At 64.6% G+C, this 18,154-nt stretch carries 20 protein-coding genes; 10 read left to right on the top strand and 10 right to left on the bottom strand.

Annotation, left to right across the window (positions count from 1 at the left end; genetic code table 11):
- Positions 1-55: 55 nt before the first annotated feature.
- Both NLM32_RS03705 and maiA read right to left on the bottom strand, forming a co-directional pair.
- Complete coding sequence (locus NLM32_RS03705; protein WP_254127926.1) at positions 56-568, bottom strand: MarR family winged helix-turn-helix transcriptional regulator; 513 nt, start codon at positions 566-568, stop codon at positions 56-58.
- Positions 558-1,190, bottom strand: coding sequence for a maleylacetoacetate isomerase (gene maiA / locus NLM32_RS03700; RefSeq protein WP_254127925.1), 633 nt, complete (start codon positions 1,188-1,190; stop codon positions 558-560). The genes NLM32_RS03705 and maiA overlap by 11 nt, the downstream gene beginning before the upstream one ends.
- Before the next feature lie 109 nt (positions 1,191-1,299).
- On the opposite strand from maiA, the gene gtdA reads away from it, so the two are divergent.
- A complete protein-coding gene (gene gtdA, locus NLM32_RS03695; RefSeq protein WP_254127924.1) occupies positions 1,300-2,340 on the top strand; it encodes a gentisate 1,2-dioxygenase in 1,041 nt (346 codons plus the stop codon).
- Between the two features lie 165 nt (positions 2,341-2,505).
- Here the strand turns inward: gtdA and NLM32_RS03690 are convergent, their stop codons facing one another.
- From NLM32_RS03690 to NLM32_RS03675, 4 genes are all read right to left on the bottom strand, one after another.
- Positions 2,506-3,327: an ABC transporter permease gene (locus NLM32_RS03690; protein ID WP_254127923.1), complete on the bottom strand. Its 822-nt coding sequence runs from the start codon at positions 3,325-3,327 to the stop codon at positions 2,506-2,508.
- On the bottom strand, positions 3,320-4,093 hold the full coding sequence (locus NLM32_RS03685) for an ABC transporter ATP-binding protein (protein ID WP_254127922.1): 774 nt from the start codon (positions 4,091-4,093) through the stop codon (positions 3,320-3,322). Before NLM32_RS03685 ends, NLM32_RS03690 begins: the two co-directional genes overlap by 8 nt.
- 177 nt (positions 4,094-4,270) lie before the next feature.
- Positions 4,271-5,275 carry an ABC transporter substrate-binding protein gene (locus NLM32_RS03680; RefSeq protein ID WP_254127921.1) on the bottom strand — a complete coding sequence of 335 codons (1,005 nt, stop codon included), beginning with the start codon at positions 5,273-5,275 and terminating at the stop codon, positions 4,271-4,273.
- A 35-nt stretch (positions 5,276-5,310) separates the two neighbouring features.
- The gene (locus NLM32_RS03675; protein WP_254127920.1) at positions 5,311-6,675 is read right to left on the bottom strand and encodes an FAD-dependent oxidoreductase; all 1,365 of its coding nucleotides are present in this window, start codon (positions 6,673-6,675) and stop codon (positions 5,311-5,313) included.
- 111 nt (positions 6,676-6,786) lie between these two features.
- Here NLM32_RS03675 and NLM32_RS03670 point away from each other — a divergent pair, with 111 nt between their 5' ends.
- A complete protein-coding gene (locus tag NLM32_RS03670) occupies positions 6,787-7,671 on the top strand; it encodes a LysR family transcriptional regulator (protein WP_254127919.1) in 885 nt (294 codons plus the stop codon).
- A 67-nt stretch (positions 7,672-7,738) separates the two neighbouring features.
- Positions 7,739-8,017: a hypothetical protein gene (locus NLM32_RS03665; protein WP_254127918.1), complete on the top strand. Its 279-nt coding sequence runs from the start codon at positions 7,739-7,741 to the stop codon at positions 8,015-8,017.
- Between the two features lie 3 nt (positions 8,018-8,020).
- Here NLM32_RS03665 and NLM32_RS03660 read toward each other — a convergent pair whose 3' ends face one another.
- The gene (locus NLM32_RS03660) at positions 8,021-8,824 is read right to left on the bottom strand and encodes an enoyl-CoA hydratase-related protein (protein ID WP_254127917.1); all 804 of its coding nucleotides are present in this window, start codon (positions 8,822-8,824) and stop codon (positions 8,021-8,023) included.
- Between the two features lie 157 nt (positions 8,825-8,981).
- Between NLM32_RS03660 and NLM32_RS03655 the strand changes: the two genes are divergently transcribed.
- Positions 8,982-9,956, top strand: a complete 975-nt coding sequence (locus NLM32_RS03655; RefSeq protein WP_254127916.1) for a ketopantoate reductase family protein — start codon at positions 8,982-8,984, stop codon at positions 9,954-9,956.
- A 3-nt stretch (positions 9,957-9,959) separates the two neighbouring features.
- Here NLM32_RS03655 and NLM32_RS03650 read toward each other — a convergent pair whose 3' ends face one another.
- Positions 9,960-10,658 (bottom strand): alpha/beta family hydrolase, encoded by a 699-nt coding sequence (locus NLM32_RS03650; protein ID WP_254127915.1) that lies wholly within the window; start codon positions 10,656-10,658, stop codon positions 9,960-9,962.
- A 120-nt stretch (positions 10,659-10,778) separates the two neighbouring features.
- Here NLM32_RS03650 and NLM32_RS03645 point away from each other — a divergent pair, with 120 nt between their 5' ends.
- On the top strand, positions 10,779-11,924 hold the full coding sequence (locus NLM32_RS03645; RefSeq protein WP_254127914.1) for an acyl-CoA dehydrogenase family protein: 1,146 nt from the start codon (positions 10,779-10,781) through the stop codon (positions 11,922-11,924).
- Positions 11,925-11,945: 21 nt separating this feature from the next.
- Here NLM32_RS03645 and NLM32_RS03640 read toward each other — a convergent pair whose 3' ends face one another.
- Positions 11,946-12,926, bottom strand: coding sequence for a helix-turn-helix domain-containing protein (locus NLM32_RS03640; protein ID WP_254127913.1), 981 nt, complete (start codon positions 12,924-12,926; stop codon positions 11,946-11,948).
- A 158-nt stretch (positions 12,927-13,084) separates the two neighbouring features.
- On the opposite strand from NLM32_RS03640, the gene NLM32_RS03635 reads away from it, so the two are divergent.
- Positions 13,085-13,810: an alpha/beta fold hydrolase gene (locus NLM32_RS03635; protein ID WP_254127912.1), complete on the top strand. Its 726-nt coding sequence runs from the start codon at positions 13,085-13,087 to the stop codon at positions 13,808-13,810.
- 8 nt (positions 13,811-13,818) lie between these two features.
- Here the strand turns inward: NLM32_RS03635 and NLM32_RS03630 are convergent, their stop codons facing one another.
- A complete protein-coding gene (locus NLM32_RS03630; protein ID WP_254127911.1) occupies positions 13,819-14,703 on the bottom strand; it encodes a LysR family transcriptional regulator in 885 nt (294 codons plus the stop codon).
- A gap of 103 nt (positions 14,704-14,806) precedes the next feature.
- Here NLM32_RS03630 and NLM32_RS03625 point away from each other — a divergent pair, with 103 nt between their 5' ends.
- The 4 genes from NLM32_RS03625 to NLM32_RS03610 all read left to right on the top strand — a co-directional run bounded on the left by NLM32_RS03625 (position 14,807) and on the right by NLM32_RS03610 (position 18,068).
- Positions 14,807-15,235 (top strand): DoxX family protein, encoded by a 429-nt coding sequence (locus tag NLM32_RS03625; protein WP_254127910.1) that lies wholly within the window; start codon positions 14,807-14,809, stop codon positions 15,233-15,235.
- A 20-nt stretch (positions 15,236-15,255) separates the two neighbouring features.
- Entirely contained in the window at positions 15,256-15,717 is a 462-nt protein-coding gene (locus NLM32_RS03620; RefSeq protein WP_254127909.1) for a DsrE family protein, read from the top strand.
- Positions 15,710-16,294, top strand: a complete 585-nt coding sequence (locus NLM32_RS03615; RefSeq protein WP_254127908.1) for a TlpA disulfide reductase family protein — start codon at positions 15,710-15,712, stop codon at positions 16,292-16,294. Before NLM32_RS03620 ends, NLM32_RS03615 begins: the two co-directional genes overlap by 8 nt.
- A 163-nt stretch (positions 16,295-16,457) precedes the next feature.
- Entirely contained in the window at positions 16,458-18,068 is a 1,611-nt protein-coding gene (locus tag NLM32_RS03610; RefSeq protein ID WP_254127907.1) for an ABC transporter substrate-binding protein, read from the top strand.
- Positions 18,069-18,154 lie beyond the last annotated feature (86 nt).

The raw sequence follows: 18,154 nt of genomic DNA, 5'->3' as shown, positions 1-18,154 counted from the left end.
CGAAGGCCGGGACGACGGTGGAGAATGAGGCACGAACATCGCCTCACACGCCCCATCACCCCGCCTTCCCAAGATGCTCCAGCGCATCCTCGGCCCGCAGTGGCACCCGCGAGGCCTCGTTGTTGAGGTCCACGAGCTGGGACATCAGCCCCATCAGCGCCTTGCGCTCGGCGGGCTTGAGCGGCTCCAGCATGCGTGCCTGCGCACGCTCGACGGCGGGGATGATCTCACGCAGGATCGCGGCACCCGGCTTGGTCAGATAGAGCAGCTTGATCCGCTTGTCCTCCGGCGCCGGCTTGCGCTCCACAAAATCCTTGGCCTGGAGCCGTTCGATCACGCTGCCGAGCGTGGAGCGGTCGAAGGCGATCACCGCCGACAGCCGCGTCGCGTCGATGCCGGGATGGGTGTGGATCGCGATCAGCGCAGCATATTGCACCGGCGTGAGGTCGAACGCCTTGCACTCCTCCATGAAGATCGAGACCGCGATCTGCTGCATGCGCCGGAACAGATAGCCCGGCGCGGCATAGACCGCGTCTATGGTGATCGGAGTGGCAGGCTTACTCGGCATCGGGTTGCTTCTCCGGAGCGGCATTGGCGAAGGCCGGCAGCGCCTTGGCGGCGGCTTCGGCCTTGAGCAGACGCGGATACGCCGCGACATCGACGCCGAAGCGGCGCGCATTGGCAAGCTGCGGCACGAGGCAGAGATCGGCGAGCGTCGGGACATCGCCGAAGCAGAACGGCCCCTTCTCGTCCCTGATCAGCGTCTCGCAGGCCGACAGGCCCTCGCGATTGACCCAGGCGGCCCAGTCCTGGACCTTCTCTTCGGGCAGACCAAGCTCGCGCAACCGCGCCAGCACCTTCAAATTCTGCACCGGATGGGTGTCGCAGGCGATCGCCAGCGCGAACGCGCGCACCTTGGCGCGCTGCAATGGATCCTTCGGCAGCAATGGCGGGTTGGGATGCGTTTCATCGAGCCATTCGATGATCGCGACCGATTGCGTCAGCACCGCACCGGCATCGTTCTCCAGCGCCGGCACCAGACCCTGCGGGTTGATGGCAAGGTAGGCCGGCGCGCATTGTTCGCCTTTGCGAAGATGATGCGGCAGATGTTCGGCGCCGAGGCCCTTGAGATTCAGCGCGATCCGGACGCGGTAGGCCGCGCTGGAGCGGAAATAGCCATGCAGCTTCATCAAACCCTCCCTTCGAATTTTCTCGTTACTTAGCAGGAGCAGCCGCCATTGACGCTACAAAGATTGTCAGTATGCTGTCAATCTAAGGAAAAACGACGGGAGCCGCGCCATGGAAGCCGTAACCAAGACGCCGGAACGCGAGGCGTTCTACAAGAAGATCGATGGCGAAAATCTCACCGCGCTGTGGACGGTGATGAGCGATCTGATCACGCCGGAGCCGAAGAGCGCCTGCCGGCCGCATCTCTGGAAATTCGACATCATCCGCGACTACATGACGGAAGCCGGCAAGCTCATCACCGCCAAGGAAGCCGAGCGGCGCGTGCTGGTGCTGGAGAACCCTGGCCTGCGCGGCCAGTCCAAGATCACGACATCGCTCTATGCCGGCGTGCAGATGGTGGTGCCCGGCGACGTCGCGCCCGCGCACCGGCACAGCCAGTCGGCCCTGCGCTTCGTGCTCGAAGGCAAGGGTGCCCACACCGCCGTCGACGGTGAGCGCACCGCGATGGAGCCCGGCGACTTCATCATCACGCCGTCGATGACCTGGCACGATCATTCCAACGAGACCGATGAACCGATGTTCTGGCTCGACGGCCTCGATATTCCCTTGGTGCAGTTCTTCGACTGCTCCTTCGCGGAAGGCTCCAAAGAAGACCAGCAGAAAATCACAAGGCCCGCCGGCGACAGCTTTGCCCGCTACGGCCACAATCTGCTGCCGGTCGATGTGAAGCGGTCATCGAAGACCTCGCCGATCTTCAGCTATCCCTATGCCTACACCCGCGAGGCGCTGGAGAAGGCCCGGACGAGCCAGGAATGGGACGCCTGCCACGGGCTGAAGCTTAAATTCAGCAACCCCGAGACCGGTGATTTCGCGATGCCGACCATCGGCACGTTCATCCAGTTGCTGCCCAAGGGATTCAAGACCGCACGCTACCGCGCGACAGACGCGACGGTGTTCTGCCCGATCGAAGGCCGGGGCCGCAGCCGCATCGGCGATGCCGTGTTCGAATGGGGCCCACGCGATCTGTTCGTGGTGCCGAGCTGGCAATGGGTGACGCACGAGGCGGATGCGGATGCGGTGCTGTTCAGCTTCTCGGACCGCCCGGTGCAGCAGAAGCTGGATTTGTTCCGGGAAGATCGCGGCAACGCGTAAGACAGACTGTTCGCCACATCTACGGTGTCGTCCCGGCGAAAGCCGGGACCCATAACCCCAGGGCGCAGTTTGGCGAAGGCTCGTAGTTATCTTCGCGGTACGAAGATCGTCATTCCTCGATAGATCACGCGGTATGGGTCCCGGCTTTCGCCGGGACGACGTCAATCACCGCCAATGCAACAACCGCACCTCCAGCCAGCCGATCACCTTCCCCACCACCAGCCCGAACACCGACAGGATCACCACGCCCGCGAGCAGCTGATCGGTCTGCATGAGATTGCCGGCCTGGAGCACGAAGGCGCCGATGCCGTATTGGGCGCCGATCATCTCGGCGCTGACGACGAGCAGCAGCGCGACGGAGGCCGTGATGCGGAAACCGGCGAGGATCGCGGGTAGCGCGCCCGGCCAGACCACCTTGCGCACGATGGTGGCGAAGGGAACGTTGAAACTTTGCGCCATGCGGATGAGGTTGCGCGGCACCGCATCGACGCCGCTATAGACCGAGATCGCGGTCGAGAAGAACACGCCGAGCGCAATGGTCGCGATCTTCGGCTCTTCGCCGATGCCGAGCCAGAGGATCAGAAGCGGCAGCAGCGCGATCTTCGGGATCGGGAACAGCGCCGAGATGAAGGTGATGCCGACGCTGCGCGCCAATCGCGACAGGCCGATGGCGAAGCCGACCGCAACACCGGCCGCCGTGCCCAGCAGCCAGCCGACACCGATGCGCAGCAGCGACGCTGAGAGATGCTGCCAGAGCGCGCCCGACAGTGCGAGCTCGTAGATCGCCCGCACGATCGCCGAGGGGGCCGGCAGGAACAACGGATTGACGAGGCCTGTGCTTCCCGCCGCCTGCCAGATGGCGATGACCAGCGCGAGCGCGATCCAGCCGCCGAAACGGCTGGAGGCCGGCACGAAGCCCGCGCCGCGAAAGCGGACGCGCCGCGTCGTATCGTCCTTGGCCGGTGTGTCGGTCGCGCGATCAAGCATGCTGGACCTCACGCTCGGCATCGATCGCCTCGTTGCGGATCAGCGACCAGATCTGGTTCTGCAGTGCGAGCAGCTTTTCGCGTGCCGCCGCTTCGCCGCGCTCGGCGCGCGTCATCGGCACCGTCACGACCTCGCGGATGCGGCCGGGCCGCCGCGACAGCACCACGATGCGGTCGGCCAGCCGCGCCGCCTCTTCGAGATTATGCGTGACATAGACCGCGCCCATGCCGCCATCGGCGAGCAGGCGGACGAAGTCCTCCATCAGCAGTTCGCGCGTCTGCGAATCCAGCGCCGACAGCGGCTCGTCCATCAGCAGGATCGCAGGCTTCACTGCGAGCGCGCGCGAAATGCCGACGCGCTGGCGCATGCCGCCGGAAAGCTGCTTTGGATAGGTTTTGCGGAAATCGGTCAGGCCAGTGCGGCGCAGGGCATCCTCGACCAGCGCACGGCGCTGCGCGGCCGAGAGCTGGGTGTGAAGCAGCGGAAATTCGACGTTCTCTTCCACCGTGGCCCAGGGCAGCAATGCAAAATCCTGGAACACGAAGGTCAGCGGATTGAGGCTGTCCGCCGGCGGTGCGCCACGGAGTTCGGGTGCGCCTGAGGTCGGCTGCAGCAAGCCGCCCAGGATCGACAGCAACGTGCTCTTGCCGCAGCCGGAAGGACCCACGATCGCCACCACCTCGCCGGCGCTCACCGTAAAGGAGATATCATCGAGCACGGCGAGATCGCCGAAGCGATGGCTGATGTGGTTGGCGATCAGGTCCATGTCACAGGCTTCCTTTCGACCCGTCATCCTGAGGTGCGAGCATTGCGATGCGAACGCATCGCGATGGGAGCCTCGAAGGATGAGCGGCCGCGCTGCATCCGGGCCGTGCATCCTTCGAGGCTCGCTTCGCGAGCACCTCAGGATGACGGGCATAGTTGGCGGCCTGGGACAGCAGCATCAATCCGCCTTCACATAGTCCTTGGCGATGATCGTATCCGCATCATAGCCCTTGTCGGCAAAGCCCTGCTCCTGGAGCCATTTGATCTGGTTGTCGACGTTCTTGACGTCGAGCTTGCCGTCCGGATCGATATAGGCGCAGTTGCCGACCACCTGCTCGACCGGCAGGTTGGTGTACTTTGCGATGATCTCCAGCAGCGGCTTGGTCTTGTCGTTGATCGGCGCGACGCCGTCCTTCATCGAAGCCAGGATCACGTCGTGATATTCGCGATCGGCTTTGGCGAGGACGCCCAGGAACTTCGTCACCAGCACCTTGTTGGTCAGCGTCTTCGGCGAGGCGAACACCGCGCCCAATTGCCAGGGCGTCTCGTCGCCGACCCAGCCCAGGAATTTTGCGCCACCCTCGTCCATCAGCTTGCGTGCGGTGGAGATCGGCAGCAGCGCTGCGTCAACCGTCTCGCCCTTCAGCGCCGCCGCCGCATTCGAGAGCGATTGCAGCGGCACGATCTTCACGTCCGCGAGCCTGAAGCCGTATTTGTCGGCGAGCAGGCCAAGCGAATAATGGAAGCTCGATCCGACCTGGGTCATCGCGATGCGCTTGCCCGCGAGATCCTTCGGCGTCTTCAGGCCGGCCGCATAGGCGTTGTTGCTGGCGAAATAGCCGATCAGGGGATAGCCGGCCTTCTCGCGGCTCATGCCGCCGATCACCTTCAGCACGCCCTTGCCGGCGAGATTGTAGAGGCCAGCGGTGAAAGCCGTGACGCCGAAATCGACATCGCCTGAGGTGGTGGCGACCGCGATCGGCTGCGCCGCGTCGAAGAATTTCAGCTCGATGTCGAGGCCGGCCTCGCGGAAATAGCCTTTGTCCTGCGCGATGAAGACCGGCGCGGAGGACGACAGCCGCAGCACGCCGACCTTGGCCTTCAGTGCATCCTCGGCCCTGGCCGTGCCCATCGCCATCATAGCCAAAAGGCTAAGTGCCGCGACCCGCGCAATTCCGATCATCCCGCTTCCTCCAATAATTCTCTTTTTGCAGTCCGTTACAGGCCCTTTGGCACGGGTTGATCCCGCCCGATGAAAGCGCCCTGTTGTTTCAACGTTTCCTGAAATTTTTCAACCGATATGTCACGGGGGATCCGGTTTCCGGAGAGCGCTAGCGCAGCGGCGGAACCGGCGGCCTCGCCCATCACGAAACAGGCCCCGGAAACCCGCGCCGCCGACTGGCCCTCATGGGTCATCGAGGCGCAGCGGCCGGCGACTAGCAGATTGTCTACGCCCTCCGGCACCAGCATGCGATACGGCAATTCGTTGTAGCCGCGCGATTCCGGGATCGGCGGGAAGGTGAAGATGACGTCGCCGGCAACATGGGCCTCGATCGGCCAGCCGTTGACGCCGATGGAATCCTCGAATGACGCACAGCCGAGCACGTCCTCGCCGCTGAGCTGGTAACCGCCCCTGATGCGGCGGGTCTCGCGGATGCCGAGTTGCGGCGGCAGATCGACGATGTAGGACTTTTCAAAGCCGGGCACGGTGCGCAGGAACTCGAAGGCTGCGAGCGCCTGCTTGCGGCCCTCGATCTCGCCGCGGGTCAGATCGTCGGGCTCGATGCCATTGATGGCGTGGCCATCCTCGCGCGCCACTTGCGTGAAATTCACCCGCCATTCGATGCCGGATTTCTGCGGCCGCACGATCGCGCTCTTGCGCGGGAATTTGTGCGTGCCGGCCGCGGTGGCCTCCTCCATCAATTGCGGGATGGTCCGCCAGGCATCGCCCGCCTTTGCGGGATCGATGCCGTTGAGACGGAGCATCATCGACGGATACATGGGATGACCTTGTTCATCGCCAATGTCGAATGGCGCGCCGGCCCAGACTGCGAGATCGCCGTCGCCGGAGCAATCGATGAAGATCTCCGAGCGTACCGCCTGCCGGCCGGCCTTGGTCTCGACCATCAGGGCGTCGATACGGCGGTCAGCGCCCATCACGACACCGGCACCGAGCGCATGGAAGAGGATGTGGACCTTGTGGCTCGCCAGCAATTCGTCGGCTGCGATCTTGTAGGCCGCGGTGTCGTAGGCCTGGGCAAAGACCTTGCCGAGGATCAGATGCGGCGCGTTGAGGCCGTTCAGATGGTCGATCCGCGCCAGCAGGTCGGACGCCATGCCCTGCACCAGCCTGACAGCCTCGCCGTAGACGTTGCCGTGCAGGCCGCAGAAATTGGTGACGCCGGCCGCGGTGCCCATGCCGCCGAGGAAACCGTAGCGCTCGATCAGCAGCGTTTTGCGCCCGGCACGTGCTGCCGACGCCGCAGCGACGATGCCGGCCGGACCGCCGCCGAGCACGACGATTTCATATTCGCCGTAAAGCGGCACCTGGCGCGCTGGTTCTTCGATCGTCGTGGCCCGCATGGCGCGTCCTTCTCCCAAATCTCTTGCTTGGACTGGACTATGAATTAGCGCGGGGCGGGCTACAATCCACCAAAATACGCGATCAGCTTTCGCGAATCGAGAAAGGTCGACATGGACATCCTCGTGAACCTCCAGGCCTTCCTTGCCACCGCGGATGCGGCCGGCTTCTCCGCCGCCGCGCGCAAACTCAATGTCTCGACCTCGGTGGTGGCAAAACGCGTCACGCAGCTGGAGGCGCGGATCGGCACGCCGCTGTTTCACCGCTCGACCCGGCAATTGCGGCTGACCGAGGCCGGTCAGCGTTACGTCCATCGCGCCCGCGGCGTCGTCACCGACGCGACAGACCTGCTCTCGCGCATGGGCGAGAAAGGGCACGATCTGGTCGATCACCTCCGCATCAAGGCCCCGACCTCGATGACGGTGGCGCGGCTTGCGGACGCCTTCAGCGCGTTCCAGACGCAGAACCCGAGGCTGAAGCTGGAGATCGTGCTGATCGACCGCCCGGTCGATCCCGTCAGCGAAGGTTTTGACATCGCCATCGGCGCCTTCCCGCACTCCTTCGGCGGCGTGGTCGACGAGCCGCTGGTCCCGTTGAAACGATTGCTGTGCGCCTCGCCAGCCTATTTGAAGACGCACGGCACGCCAAAGCATCCGCGCGACCTCGTTGAGCATCGCTGCCTCAGCTTCATGCCGACCGGGCCCGAATGGATCTTCGATGGTCCACGCGGCCGCATCACCATCCAGGTCAGCCCGCTGCTCTCCTCCAACGAGGGACATGTTTTGGCGCGCAGCGCGATCGCCGGCAACGGCATCGCGCTGATGTCGCATTATCTCGTCGCGGACGCGTTGCGCGACGGCACGCTGAAACCGGTGCTGCGCGACTTTCCGATCCCGGAATTGTGGGTGAAGGCCGCAATCCCCGAGCGGCGACGCAACGCCGCCGCGGTGCAAGCGCTGCTGACTTTGCTGAAAACGTCACTCGCGCCGTCGCTGTAAGCCGCATCACGCCGGTGTCACAACATGACGGTTGCTCTCGCCGGGCTGACCTGAGAGAAGAGCCGCCATGGATTCGACACTTGTGAAATTTGCTCTCGCAGCCCTGACCATCCTGGCGATCTCAGCCGCTCCCGCCGCAGCACTCGAGCAGAACTGCCGCTTCATCCAGGCCAAGCCTGATCGTGAGGCCTGCTACAAGCGGCAGGAAGAAGAGCTCGCGGCAAAGCGCAACAAGCCTGCGCCAGCGGCAACTGACGAGAGCAAGACGCTCGAATCGCTGCGGCAGATGCGGCAGGACGACGACGCCGTCTATCGCAGCATCAACAACATCTGCCGCGGCTGCTGACGCTCAGCCCTTCCCGCCGCCCCACTTCGCCGCCCGCTTCTCGGCGAACGAGGCCAGCCCTTCCGCTGCCTCCGCGCTCTGGCGCTTGAGCGAATGGAGTTGGACGAGCCGCGTGTAGGCCGCATCGTCCACGGCCATTCCGCCGAACGAGCTCTCCAGCGCGAGCCGCTTGGTCTCGGCCATTGCCTCCGGACCATTGGCGAGCAGCTGCTCCACCACCTTGCCGCCTGCGGCATCGAGATCGGCGAGCGGCACCACCTCATGGACGAGGCCGATGCGGCGGGCGTCTTCGGCGCCAAAGCGTTCGCCGGTCAGCGCGTAACGGCGGACTTGCCGTACACTAATGGCGTCGCAGAGCTGCGGGATGATGATCGCGGCGGTCAGGCCCCAGCGCACCTCGGTGATCGAGAACAGGGCGTTGTCGGCGGCGATCACGACGTCGCAGGCCGCGATCACGCCGGTGCCGCCACCAAAGCAACCACCCTGCACCAGTGCCACGGTGGGAATCGGCAACGTGTTGAGCCGCTGCACGGCTTCGAACGTCGCCCGGGACGCCGCCTCGTTGGCCTCCGCCGATTGCGGGCGGACGCTGTTGATCCATTTGAGGTCCGCGCCCGCCTGAAAGTGCTTGCCGTTGCCCTTGAGCACGACGACGCGCAGGTTTGGCTTCTTGCCGAGCTCGTCCATGGCCGCGAGCACGCCCGCGATCAGGGCGCCGTCATAGGCGTTGTTGACCTCGGGCCGGTTCAACGTGACGGTCGCAACCCCACGCTCATCGAGGGTCCACAGGACGGGGCTGGCAGTCATCGGCGATCCTCCGGTCGTTCGTTTGGCGCGCACTATGGCCGAGGCACCGCGTCCCGATCCATATCTTTCCAGCGTGGGGCGGCCGCGTCCATCGCATGGCGGCTTGTGTCATGCTGCCGCCGGGCGGCGACTTGGGATCAGGGACGGGACATCATTTATGCGCATCTGCATTTTCGGCTCGGGCGCCGTCGGAAGCCATCTTGCGGTCAGGCTGGCGCGCGCCGGCCACGAGGTCTCATGCGTGATGCGCGGCGCGCATCTCGAGGCGGTGCGCGCCAACGGCCTGAAGCTGCGCGTCGGCGATTCCGAGGTCTCGGCCAAGGTGAACGCCTCCGGCGATCCGGCCCAGCTCGGCCCGCAGGATGTGGTGATCTCGACGCTGAAGGCCACGGCGCTGACCGGGCTGGTCTCCAGCCTCAAGCCGCTACTCCAGGACGACACCGCGATCGTATTCGCTCAGAACGGCATTCCCTGGTGGTACGGCATCGGCCTGCCGCCGCGGCATCCGACGCCGCCGGACATTTCCTTCCTCGATCCGGGCGGCCGCCTGCGCGCCTGCATCCCGAAGGAGCGGATCATCGGCGGGGTGATCTTTTCCTCCAACGAGGTGACTGCGCCCGGCGTGGTGCAGAACCTGACGCCCGACCGCAATCGCCTCCTGATCGGCGAGTGCGACGACCGCAATTGCGAGCGCATCACGAAGCTGCGCGGCGTCTTCAACGATGCACGGCTGGAATCGCCGCCGGTGGCCGATATCCGCGAAGCGATCTGGTCAAAGCTGCTGACCAACATGTCGCTGTCGGTGCTGTGCCTGCTGACCGGCCAGACCGCGCGCGGCGTGCGCGACGATCCCGCCTTCGCTGAGGTTATCCCGCGCATGCTGACCGAGGCGAACGACATCGCCCAGCACTTCATCCCCGAGGTCAAGCGCGTGACGCGCAGCGGCCCCGCCCCCAACCACAAGCCGTCGCTGCTGCAGGATTACGAGCTCGGCCGCGCCATGGAGATCGACGTGCTGGTGAAGGCCCCCGCTGCATTCGCGCGCACCGCCGGCCTGTCGACGCCGACGCTCGATCTCATCGCCGCGCTCGCGATCCAGAAGGCGCGCGACAAGGGCCTCTATTCCGCCTGAGCCTCAGCCAAGCTTGTCGATCCAGGCCGCGAGCGTGTCGAGCACCTCCGCGAGCGCCTCCTCATTGGTGCGGCCGGACCTCTTCAGCACGGCGAAGGAGTGATCGCCGCCTTCGACCTCATGCAATTTCGCCTTCGCGCCGAGCGCCGCGATGACGGGCCTGAGAAGGCCGAGATCGGCGAGCCCATCGCGCGTGCCCTGCAGGAACAGCATGGGAATCCCGACATGGGCGAGATGCTCGGCACGCTCCGTCGACGGCTTCTTGTCGGCATGCAGGGGAAAGCCGAGGAAGGCGAGCCCCTTCACACCCTGCAGCGGCGCCTTGGCCTGCGCCTGCGACGTCATGCGCCCGCCGAACGATTTTCCGCCGGCGATCAGCTTCAACCCGGGACACAGCCGCGCCGCCTCCGCGACAGCCGCGCGGATCGTGGCATGCGCGACCGCCGGCTGATCCGGACGGCCCTGCTTGTTTTCCATGTAGGGAAAATTGAAGCGGAACGTCGCAATGCCTCTGTCTGCGAGGCCAACTGCAATCTTGTCCATCGACGCATGCCGCATGTCGGTACCGGCGCCGTGCGCCAGCACGTAGCACGCGCGCGCATTGTCTGGCCGCATCAGGATCGCGGAGATCTTGCCGATGCGCTCGATGTCGAACTTGAGCTCTTTGATTTTGACGGCTTGCGTTTTGACAGTCACAATCAACCATCCCGACAGACACGTTTCCGGCCGCCTTGGTAGCGTCACCGGCGCAGCCTGAAAACACAATAATTACCGCATCGGACTGGCCTACCAAGCCGGCAAGCCGCATCAACCGAGGTAATCATGTCCTACCGCTCCTCCTGGATGACCGAAGAGCTCGACGTCTTCCGCGACCAGTTCCGGAAATATCTCGCCAAGGATCTGGCGCCGCATGCCGAGAAATGGCGCGAGCAGAAGATGGTCGACCGCTTCGCCTGGCGCGGGCTCGGCGAGATGGGCGCATTGCTGGCGAGCGTCCCGGAGGAATATGGCGGCCTGGGCGCGACCTTCGCCTATGACGCCGCCGTGCTGGACGACCTCGAAAGCACGGTGCCGGAACTGACCACCGGCGTCTCCGTGCACAGCGCCATCGTCGCACATTACATTCTGAACTACGGCTCGGAGGAGCAGAAGAAGCGCTGGCTGCCGAAGATGGCCTCGGGCGAAATGGTCGGCGCCGTCGCCATGACCGAGCCCGGCACCGGCTCGGACCTTCAAGCCGTCAAGACAACGGCGAAGAAGCAGGGCAATTCCTACGTCATCAACGGCCAGAAGACTTTCATTACCAACGGCCAGGCCGCCGACCTCGTCATCGTGGTCGCGCGCACCGGCGAGGCCGGCGCCAAGGGCATCTCGCTGCTCGTGGTCGAGACCGCGGGCGCCGACGGCTACAAGCGCGGGCGCAACCTCGACAAGATCGGCCTGCACGCCTCCGACACGTCGGAGCTGTTCTTCGACAACGTCACGGTGCCGCCGGAAAACCTGCTGGGCAAGGAAGAGGGCCAGGGCTTTGTCCAGCTGATGCAGCAATTGCCGCAGGAGCGCCTCGCGCTGGCGGTCGGCGCCGTCGCCGCGATGGAGCGCGCGGTCAAGCTCACCGTCGACTACACCAAGGAACGGAAAGCATTCGGCAAGCCGCTGATGGATTTCCAGAACACCGCCTTCACGCTCGCCGAGCGCAAGACGGAGGCGATGATCGCGCGCGTCTTCGTCGACTGGTGCATCGAGCGCCTGGTCGCAGGCGACCTCGACACCGTCACCGCGTCGATGGCGAAATACTGGTGCTCGGACAAGCAGGTCCAGACCGCGGACGAGTGCCTCCAGCTGTTCGGCGGCTACGGCTACATGCAGGAATACCCGATCTCGCGGATCTTCATCGATTCCCGCATCCAGAAGATCTATGGCGGCACCAACGAGATCATGAAGCTGCTGATCGCCAGATCCCTATAGTCAGGTCGCTGCAGGGCGCTGCTACCGCGCCCGCCAGTCACCCGGGCGGCAACCAAAACGCTGCTTGAAGCGCCGCGTGAAATGGGAGAGATCCGAAAAGCCCCAGTCGAAGGCAATGGCGCCGATCGCGCGGCCGCCCAGCGCCGAATCCTTCAGGTCCGCCGCCGCGCCCACGAGGCGGCGATCCATCACATAGTCCGAAAACGTCGTGCCGGAGCGCTCGAACAGCTTGTGGACATAGCGCTCGCTGATGCCGACCGCGCCCGCGACCGCCGCGACCGTCAACCCCGGCTCGCGCAACCGCTCGTGAATGGCGCGGCGCAGCGCCAATACGGTGGCATCCGCGAAGCTTGCGGCTTCCGCCGTCTGCGCCCGCGAGCGACGCGACAGGCTGAGCGCAACGAGATCGAGCAGCACGTCGAACAGCCGAACGCTGTCCTCCTCCGCCATCCGCAATGCGCCGGCATTCAGCGAACGCGCGGTCTCGACGATGAGATGGCCGACATGGGGATCGTCGGACACGCGCTCGGCCCTGAAATCGAACGAGGGCGGCAGCCGGTCGCGCAAGGCACGCGACGGCACCCAGAACGAAGCGACCTCCAGCGTCGGACCGCGATCGTGCAACAACGTCACCTCGCGATCGCTGTCGACGATGCCGACCTGGCCCCGCGACAGGCTGACCTCGCGGCCATCCTGAAGCATGCGGCATCGCCCGGCGAGCTTGAAGTTGAGATAGAAGCAGCTCTCGTGCGACGCCGCGATGTCGGCACGCGAACGATTCACGGTGTGCTCGGGAAACACCACCCGGTTGATCGCTCCGGCACCCAGGGCGATCGTCTCCACCTTGGCCGGGAAGCGTGATGTCGTCGCCGACTCCGGCGTCAGGTTCATGAAGGCCTGGCAGATCGCCTCGCGGTAATAGGAAAACTGCTCGTCCGGCCGGGTCTCCGCGGTGTTCCAGACGACGTACCGCGGCCGGCTTGTGGAATTGACCTGCTGCATCGGTTCACTCCGAGACCAATCCGGTTCACTTCCAGCCAAGCGGAAAACGGCCAGCCGGTTCACACTTCGCACAACAAGAATTGTCCGCCGCGCCTCGCGAGCGCCGCAAAGGACCCCATCCATGCCGATCTAACCACATCCTGCGGAGAAGCCACAACATGTCGACCTACGTTCTCGTCCACGGCGCCTGGCACACCGGTGCCGGGTTCGAGCCCGTCGCGGCCCCGATCCGCGCCGCCGGCCATCAGGTCTACCTCCCGACGATCAAGGGCAACCGCCCGGGCGACGCCAAGACGACGGGGTTGAAGGAGGCGATCCAGTCGATCGTCGACTACCTTGCCGAAAACAATCTGAAAGACGTCATTCTGCTCGGCCATTCCTATGGCGGCATGATCATCACCGGCGTCGCCGACCTCGCGCCCGAGCGGATTCGCCGGCTGGTCTATTGGAACGCCTTCGTGCCCAACAACGGCGAATGCCTCAACGACATGGTGCCGCCGCACTATGTCGGGCTGTTCGACATGATCGCGGCCGAGCGTGGCGACGGTTCGGTGGTGCTGCCTTTCCCGATCTGGCGCGAAGCCTTCATCAACGATACGGATGCCGAGACGGCGCAGCGCGCCTATGACGTGCTCAATCCGCATCCGCTGGCGACCTTCAGCGACAAGATCACGCTCAAGGCCAACCCGGCCGAGATGCAACTGGCAAAGTCCTACATCAACTGCACCGAGGACACCGCGCTGCCACACAGCTATGGCTGGCATCCGCGGCTGTCGGAGAAGCTCGGCCTGTTCCGCCTGGTGCAGGTGCCGGGAAGCCACGAGCTGTGCTTCTCCGATCCGGCACGCCTCGCCCGGGCGATCATGGAAGCGGGGCGCGACTAGCGCGCACGCTATCTCATCCGCTTGTCGGCGGCGACGAAGTCGATGAAGGTCCTCACCTTCGCGGAAAGGTATTTGCGGCTCGGATAGACCGCGAACAGCTTTCCGACGAAGATGATGTGCTCGGGCATGACGTGTTCGAGACGCCCGGTGGCGATGTCGTCGGTGACCAGCCATTTCGGCAGGAACGCGAGACCCATGCCTTCCAGCGCGGCCATGTGCAGCAGCGTTTCATTGCCGCTGCGCAGCACCGGATTGAGCTTGATGGTCTCCGTGCCGTGCTCGCCGGCGAAAGAGAAGCTCTCGCCGGGATAAAGTGCATAATGCAATAGCGCCTGGCCGGCGATATCGGCCAGCTTGGTTGGGCGCCCGGCGCGTTTGAGGTAGGCGGGCGCCGCAACCATGTAGAACGGCACGTTGGTGATCGGACGCGCGATCAGCGACTCGTCCGGCGCACCGGTCGCGCGCAGCGCGAGATCAAATCCCTCCTCGACCAGATTGACCAGCCGTCCGCTGAGATCGATGTCCAGGCACACTTCCGGGTAGCGCGCCTGATAGTCGGCGAGGATGCGCGTGAACATCGTGTTTGCCATCCACACCGGCGCGGTCAGCCGCAGTGTGCCGCGGGGAACGACGGTCGCCTTGCTGACGGCGGCTTCGACCTCGTCGAGTGAATCCAGCATCTGCCGGGCCTGCTCGAAATAGAGCGTGCCACTCTCGCTCAGGCTGACCCGCCGGCTGGTCCGGTTGAGCAGCCGCGTGCCCAGCCGCTTCTCGAGTTGCATTACGTGCTTGCTCGCCATGGCGGGCGAAATACGCAGGCGTTCGGCGGCCGCCGCAAAGCTCTTCAGCTCCGCGACCAGGCAAAACACCCTCATGCTGACCAGGGAATCCATCAGATCATCAACATCCAGGAAATGAACCACTGCCGGAACATATAATGATCAAATGAATGGAAACCATCAAATGGTGGCAACCCGCTCATTTTGGAGAACCACCATGTCCACCACCGCTCTTGAAACCCCCACCTCCGGCCGCGCCCTTCGCATCGGTCTCTGGACGGCGCAGATCCTCATCGCCTTCGCCTTCATCGGGGCGGGGCTGGTCAAGCTGACCACGCCCATTCCGCAGTTGGCGGCGATGATACCCTGGGCCGGCCAGTATTCCGAAACCTTCGTTCGCTCCATCGCCCTGGTCGATCTCGCCGGCGGGATCGGCATCATCCTGCCCGCCCTGACGCGGATCCTGCCGCGACTGACGGTGCTCGCCGCGCTCGGCTGCTCCGTGTTGCAGGTGTTTGCTCTGGTCTTCCACATTTCGCGCGGCGAGGCCGAGGTCACGCCTCTGAACGTGGTCCTGCTGGCTCTCAGCCTGTTCGTGCTGTGGGGACGCAACAGCAAGGCGCCGATCGCGCCGCGCCAGTTCTGACCCGCGGAAATACCGCGGTCATGATCTCTGGCAATGGATGGTCCCGCAGGGGCCTGCTCGCCGGCAGCGCGATCCTCACGGCCGGCGGCGCCGCCGCAGCCAGGGAGGATCGCCTCGCGGACGGCGTCGTGATCCTGATCGACAGCAACGAGCCTTACGTGATGGGACACGCGATCAGCTATTCGGCCAATCTCGCAAAGCACTTTGCCGACAAGGGCGCGCGGTTGCTGATCGAGGTCGTCGCCAACGGCAAGGGTATCGACGTCTTCAGGGCCGACAAGACGCCACTGGTCGAGCCGCTGGCGACGCTGCGGCAGTCGCTGCCCAACCTCACCTACAGCATGTGCGCATCGTCAAAGGCGATCGCGGAAGCCAAGGAGCAGGTCTCGATTCCGCTGATACCGGGCGCGAGCCTCGTCCCCTTCGGCATCGGACGCGTCGTCGATCTGCAACTCAAGGGTTTTGCCTATATCCATGCGTGAAAGACCTCGTGCGTTATCCCGGCGATCGCTCCTGATCGCCGCGCCGGCGCTTTTCGCTTCCGCGCCCGCGATCCGTGCGCAGGACAGCTGGCCACCGGTGTTCGAGGCCGGCCGCAGCCAGTTCACGGTCGTGCGGCCACGAGCGGCGATGCCGCAGCTCAGGCTTCAGGATCCGAACGGCCGGGATGCCGTGGTGACTGCGAAGCCGGGCCGCATCACCCTGGTCAACTTCTGGGCGACCTGGTGCGCAGCCTGCCGGCTCGATCTGCCGACGTTGGCGCGCCTTGCGGGATCGCGGCCCGATCGGCTCGACATCGTCGCGATCTGCACCGACACCAGGGATTTTCGCAAGATCCGCGCCTTTCTCGGCAGCCTCGCCGTGCAAAACCTCGCCTGCTATGTCGATGCCTACGGCGCAGCGGCGCAAGCATCGACCGAGATGTTCTCGATCGTCGGCATGCCCATCACCTATCTGGTCGGGACGAGCGGCCATGTCGAGGGATACATCGCAGGAGCGCCCGAGTGGCTCTCGCCCGCGGGCGCGCGCCTGCTGCAATTCTATCGCGAGCAAGCCTAGACCGAGCCAGCTTGCCGTCGCGCCACCGGTTCCGATGGCTCCTGCTCGACCGCAAACGAAGTCGGATTTGCGAGACAACCGTCATTGCAAGGCAGGGCGGCAAACCATACGCTGCCCGCCATCGGCAGCCCCGTCTGGTCTGCTTGCATCGGGAGAATTGCGAATGGTTCACGTCTCGCGACGGAAACTGCTTCAGCTTGCGGCTGTTACACCATCGGCACTTACCGCTGCCTGGACGTCGGCTGCATCGGCTGCGACCGGAAAGAAGATCCTGACTGCAGTGATGCAATCGGACCTTCGCGTCACCGACCCCGGCTTCACGACGGCCATCATCACCCGCGACCATGGCTACATGGTCTACGATACGCTGCTCGGCATCGATTCCACCTTCAAGGTGCGGCCGCAGATGGCCGACTGGACGGTGTCCACGGACGGGCTGACCTACACCTTCACCCTGCGCGACGGCCTGAAATGGCATGACGGCGCGCCGGTGACGGCGGAGGATTGCGTCGCCTCGCTGAAGCGCTGGGGCACGAGCGTCGACGGCATGGCGCGCAAGCTGATGGACTTCACGGCCGGCATCGAGGCCGCAGACACCAGGACGATCGTCCTCAAGCTGAAGGAGCCCTATGGCCTGGTGCTGGAGACGATCGCCAAGCCATCGTCGATCTGCGCCTTCATGATGCCCAAGCGGCTTGCGGAGACCCCGATCACCAAGCAGATTCCCGAGCAGATCGGCTCCGGCCCGTTCAAATTCGTCGCTGGCGAATTCCAACCCGGCGTGAAAGCCGTCTACGAGAAGAACACCGACTATGTGCCGCGCAAGGAGCCGGCCGAATGGACATCGGGCGGCAAGGTGGTGAAAGTTGACCGGGTCGAATGGATCACGATGCCGGACGCGCAGACCGCGCTCAACGCACTGCAATCGGGTGATGTCGATTTCGTCGAAACCCCGCCCTTCGACATGCTGCCCGCGCTCGAATCCAATCCGGATGTCAACGTGACCATCCTGAACAAGTTCGGCTTCCAATCGTTCGGCCGGATGAACTTCCTGCATCCGCCGTTCGATAATGTGAAGATTCGCCGCGCCGCGCTGCTCGCGATCAACCAGAAGGACGTGCTCGACGCCCAGATCGGCAATCCCAAATACTACAAGCTCTGCGGCGCATTCTTCATCTGCGATACGCCGCTGGCCAGCGATGCCGGCGGCGAGACCCTGATCAAGGGCAACGGCATGGCGGACGCCAAGAAGGCCCTGGCCGAATCCGGTTATGACGGCACGCCCGTGGTGATCCTGGCGCCAGGCGACCAGATCCTGCTGAAAGCGCAGCCGATCGTGGTCGCGCAGCTCCTGCGCGAGGCCGGCTTCAAGGTCGACCTTCAGGCGATGGACTGGCAGACCGTGGTGACCCGCCGCGCCAACCAGAAGTCGCCGAAGGAAGGCGGCTGGAACATGTTCTTCACATACCAGGGCGCCGCCGATTCGATGAACCCGCTCGTCAATGGCGCGATGGTCGGCAAGGGCAAGGAGGGTGGCTGGTTCGGCTGGTCCGAGGACCCCAAGCTCGAAGAGCTGCGCGACGCCTTTGCCCGCGCCGCCTCGCCGGAAGATCGGAAGAAGATCGCCTTCGACGTCCAGAAGGAGGCCTACGATCAGGTGATCTACGTCCCGCTCGGCCAGTTCCAGGCGCCGAGCGCATGGCGCAAATCGCTCACCGGCGTCATCGACGGCCCGGCGACGCCGATGTTCTGGAATGTGGACAAGAACGAGTAGGCTGTTCTCCCTCTCCCCGTTCTTACGGGGAGAGGGTTGGGGTGAGGGGCTGCTTCCGCAAACACGGTGAGAGTTAGACTCGCGCA

The sequence above is a fragment of the Bradyrhizobium sp. CCGUVB14 genome (assembly GCF_024199935.1).
Lineage (GTDB): Bacteria > Pseudomonadota > Alphaproteobacteria > Rhizobiales > Xanthobacteraceae > Bradyrhizobium.
This window is presented reverse-complemented; position numbering and strand designations above follow the sequence as displayed.

What these genes read in the sequence shown, in the direction of transcription:
- NLM32_RS03690 (WP_254127923.1), bottom strand. Translation starts at nt 3,327, where the DNA reads ATGCTTGATCGCGCGACCGACACACCGGCCAAGGACGATACGACGCGG.
- NLM32_RS03705 (WP_254127926.1), bottom strand. Translation starts at nt 568, where the DNA reads ATGCCGAGTAAGCCTGCCACTCCGATCACCATAGACGCGGTCTATGCC.
- NLM32_RS03635 (WP_254127912.1), top strand. Translation starts at nt 13,085, where the DNA reads ATGTCGACCTACGTTCTCGTCCACGGCGCCTGGCACACCGGTGCCGGG.
- NLM32_RS03680 (WP_254127921.1), bottom strand. Translation starts at nt 5,275, where the DNA reads ATGATCGGAATTGCGCGGGTCGCGGCACTTAGCCTTTTGGCTATGATG.
- maiA (WP_254127925.1), bottom strand. Translation starts at nt 1,190, where the DNA reads ATGAAGCTGCATGGCTATTTCCGCTCCAGCGCGGCCTACCGCGTCCGG.
- NLM32_RS03645 (WP_254127914.1), top strand. Translation starts at nt 10,779, where the DNA reads ATGTCCTACCGCTCCTCCTGGATGACCGAAGAGCTCGACGTCTTCCGC.
- NLM32_RS03665 (WP_254127918.1), top strand. Translation starts at nt 7,739, where the DNA reads ATGGATTCGACACTTGTGAAATTTGCTCTCGCAGCCCTGACCATCCTG.
- gtdA (WP_254127924.1), top strand. Translation starts at nt 1,300, where the DNA reads ATGGAAGCCGTAACCAAGACGCCGGAACGCGAGGCGTTCTACAAGAAG.
- NLM32_RS03630 (WP_254127911.1), bottom strand. Translation starts at nt 14,703, where the DNA reads ATGGATTCCCTGGTCAGCATGAGGGTGTTTTGCCTGGTCGCGGAGCTG.
- NLM32_RS03620 (WP_254127909.1), top strand. Translation starts at nt 15,256, where the DNA reads ATGATCTCTGGCAATGGATGGTCCCGCAGGGGCCTGCTCGCCGGCAGC.
- NLM32_RS03610 (WP_254127907.1), top strand. Translation starts at nt 16,458, where the DNA reads ATGGTTCACGTCTCGCGACGGAAACTGCTTCAGCTTGCGGCTGTTACA.
- NLM32_RS03685 (WP_254127922.1), bottom strand. Translation starts at nt 4,093, where the DNA reads ATGGACCTGATCGCCAACCACATCAGCCATCGCTTCGGCGATCTCGCC.
- NLM32_RS03615 (WP_254127908.1), top strand. Translation starts at nt 15,710, where the DNA reads ATGCGTGAAAGACCTCGTGCGTTATCCCGGCGATCGCTCCTGATCGCC.
- NLM32_RS03670 (WP_254127919.1), top strand. Translation starts at nt 6,787, where the DNA reads ATGGACATCCTCGTGAACCTCCAGGCCTTCCTTGCCACCGCGGATGCG.
- NLM32_RS03640 (WP_254127913.1), bottom strand. Translation starts at nt 12,926, where the DNA reads ATGCAGCAGGTCAATTCCACAAGCCGGCCGCGGTACGTCGTCTGGAAC.
- NLM32_RS03660 (WP_254127917.1), bottom strand. Translation starts at nt 8,824, where the DNA reads ATGACTGCCAGCCCCGTCCTGTGGACCCTCGATGAGCGTGGGGTTGCG.
- NLM32_RS03625 (WP_254127910.1), top strand. Translation starts at nt 14,807, where the DNA reads ATGTCCACCACCGCTCTTGAAACCCCCACCTCCGGCCGCGCCCTTCGC.
- NLM32_RS03655 (WP_254127916.1), top strand. Translation starts at nt 8,982, where the DNA reads ATGCGCATCTGCATTTTCGGCTCGGGCGCCGTCGGAAGCCATCTTGCG.
- NLM32_RS03675 (WP_254127920.1), bottom strand. Translation starts at nt 6,675, where the DNA reads ATGCGGGCCACGACGATCGAAGAACCAGCGCGCCAGGTGCCGCTTTAC.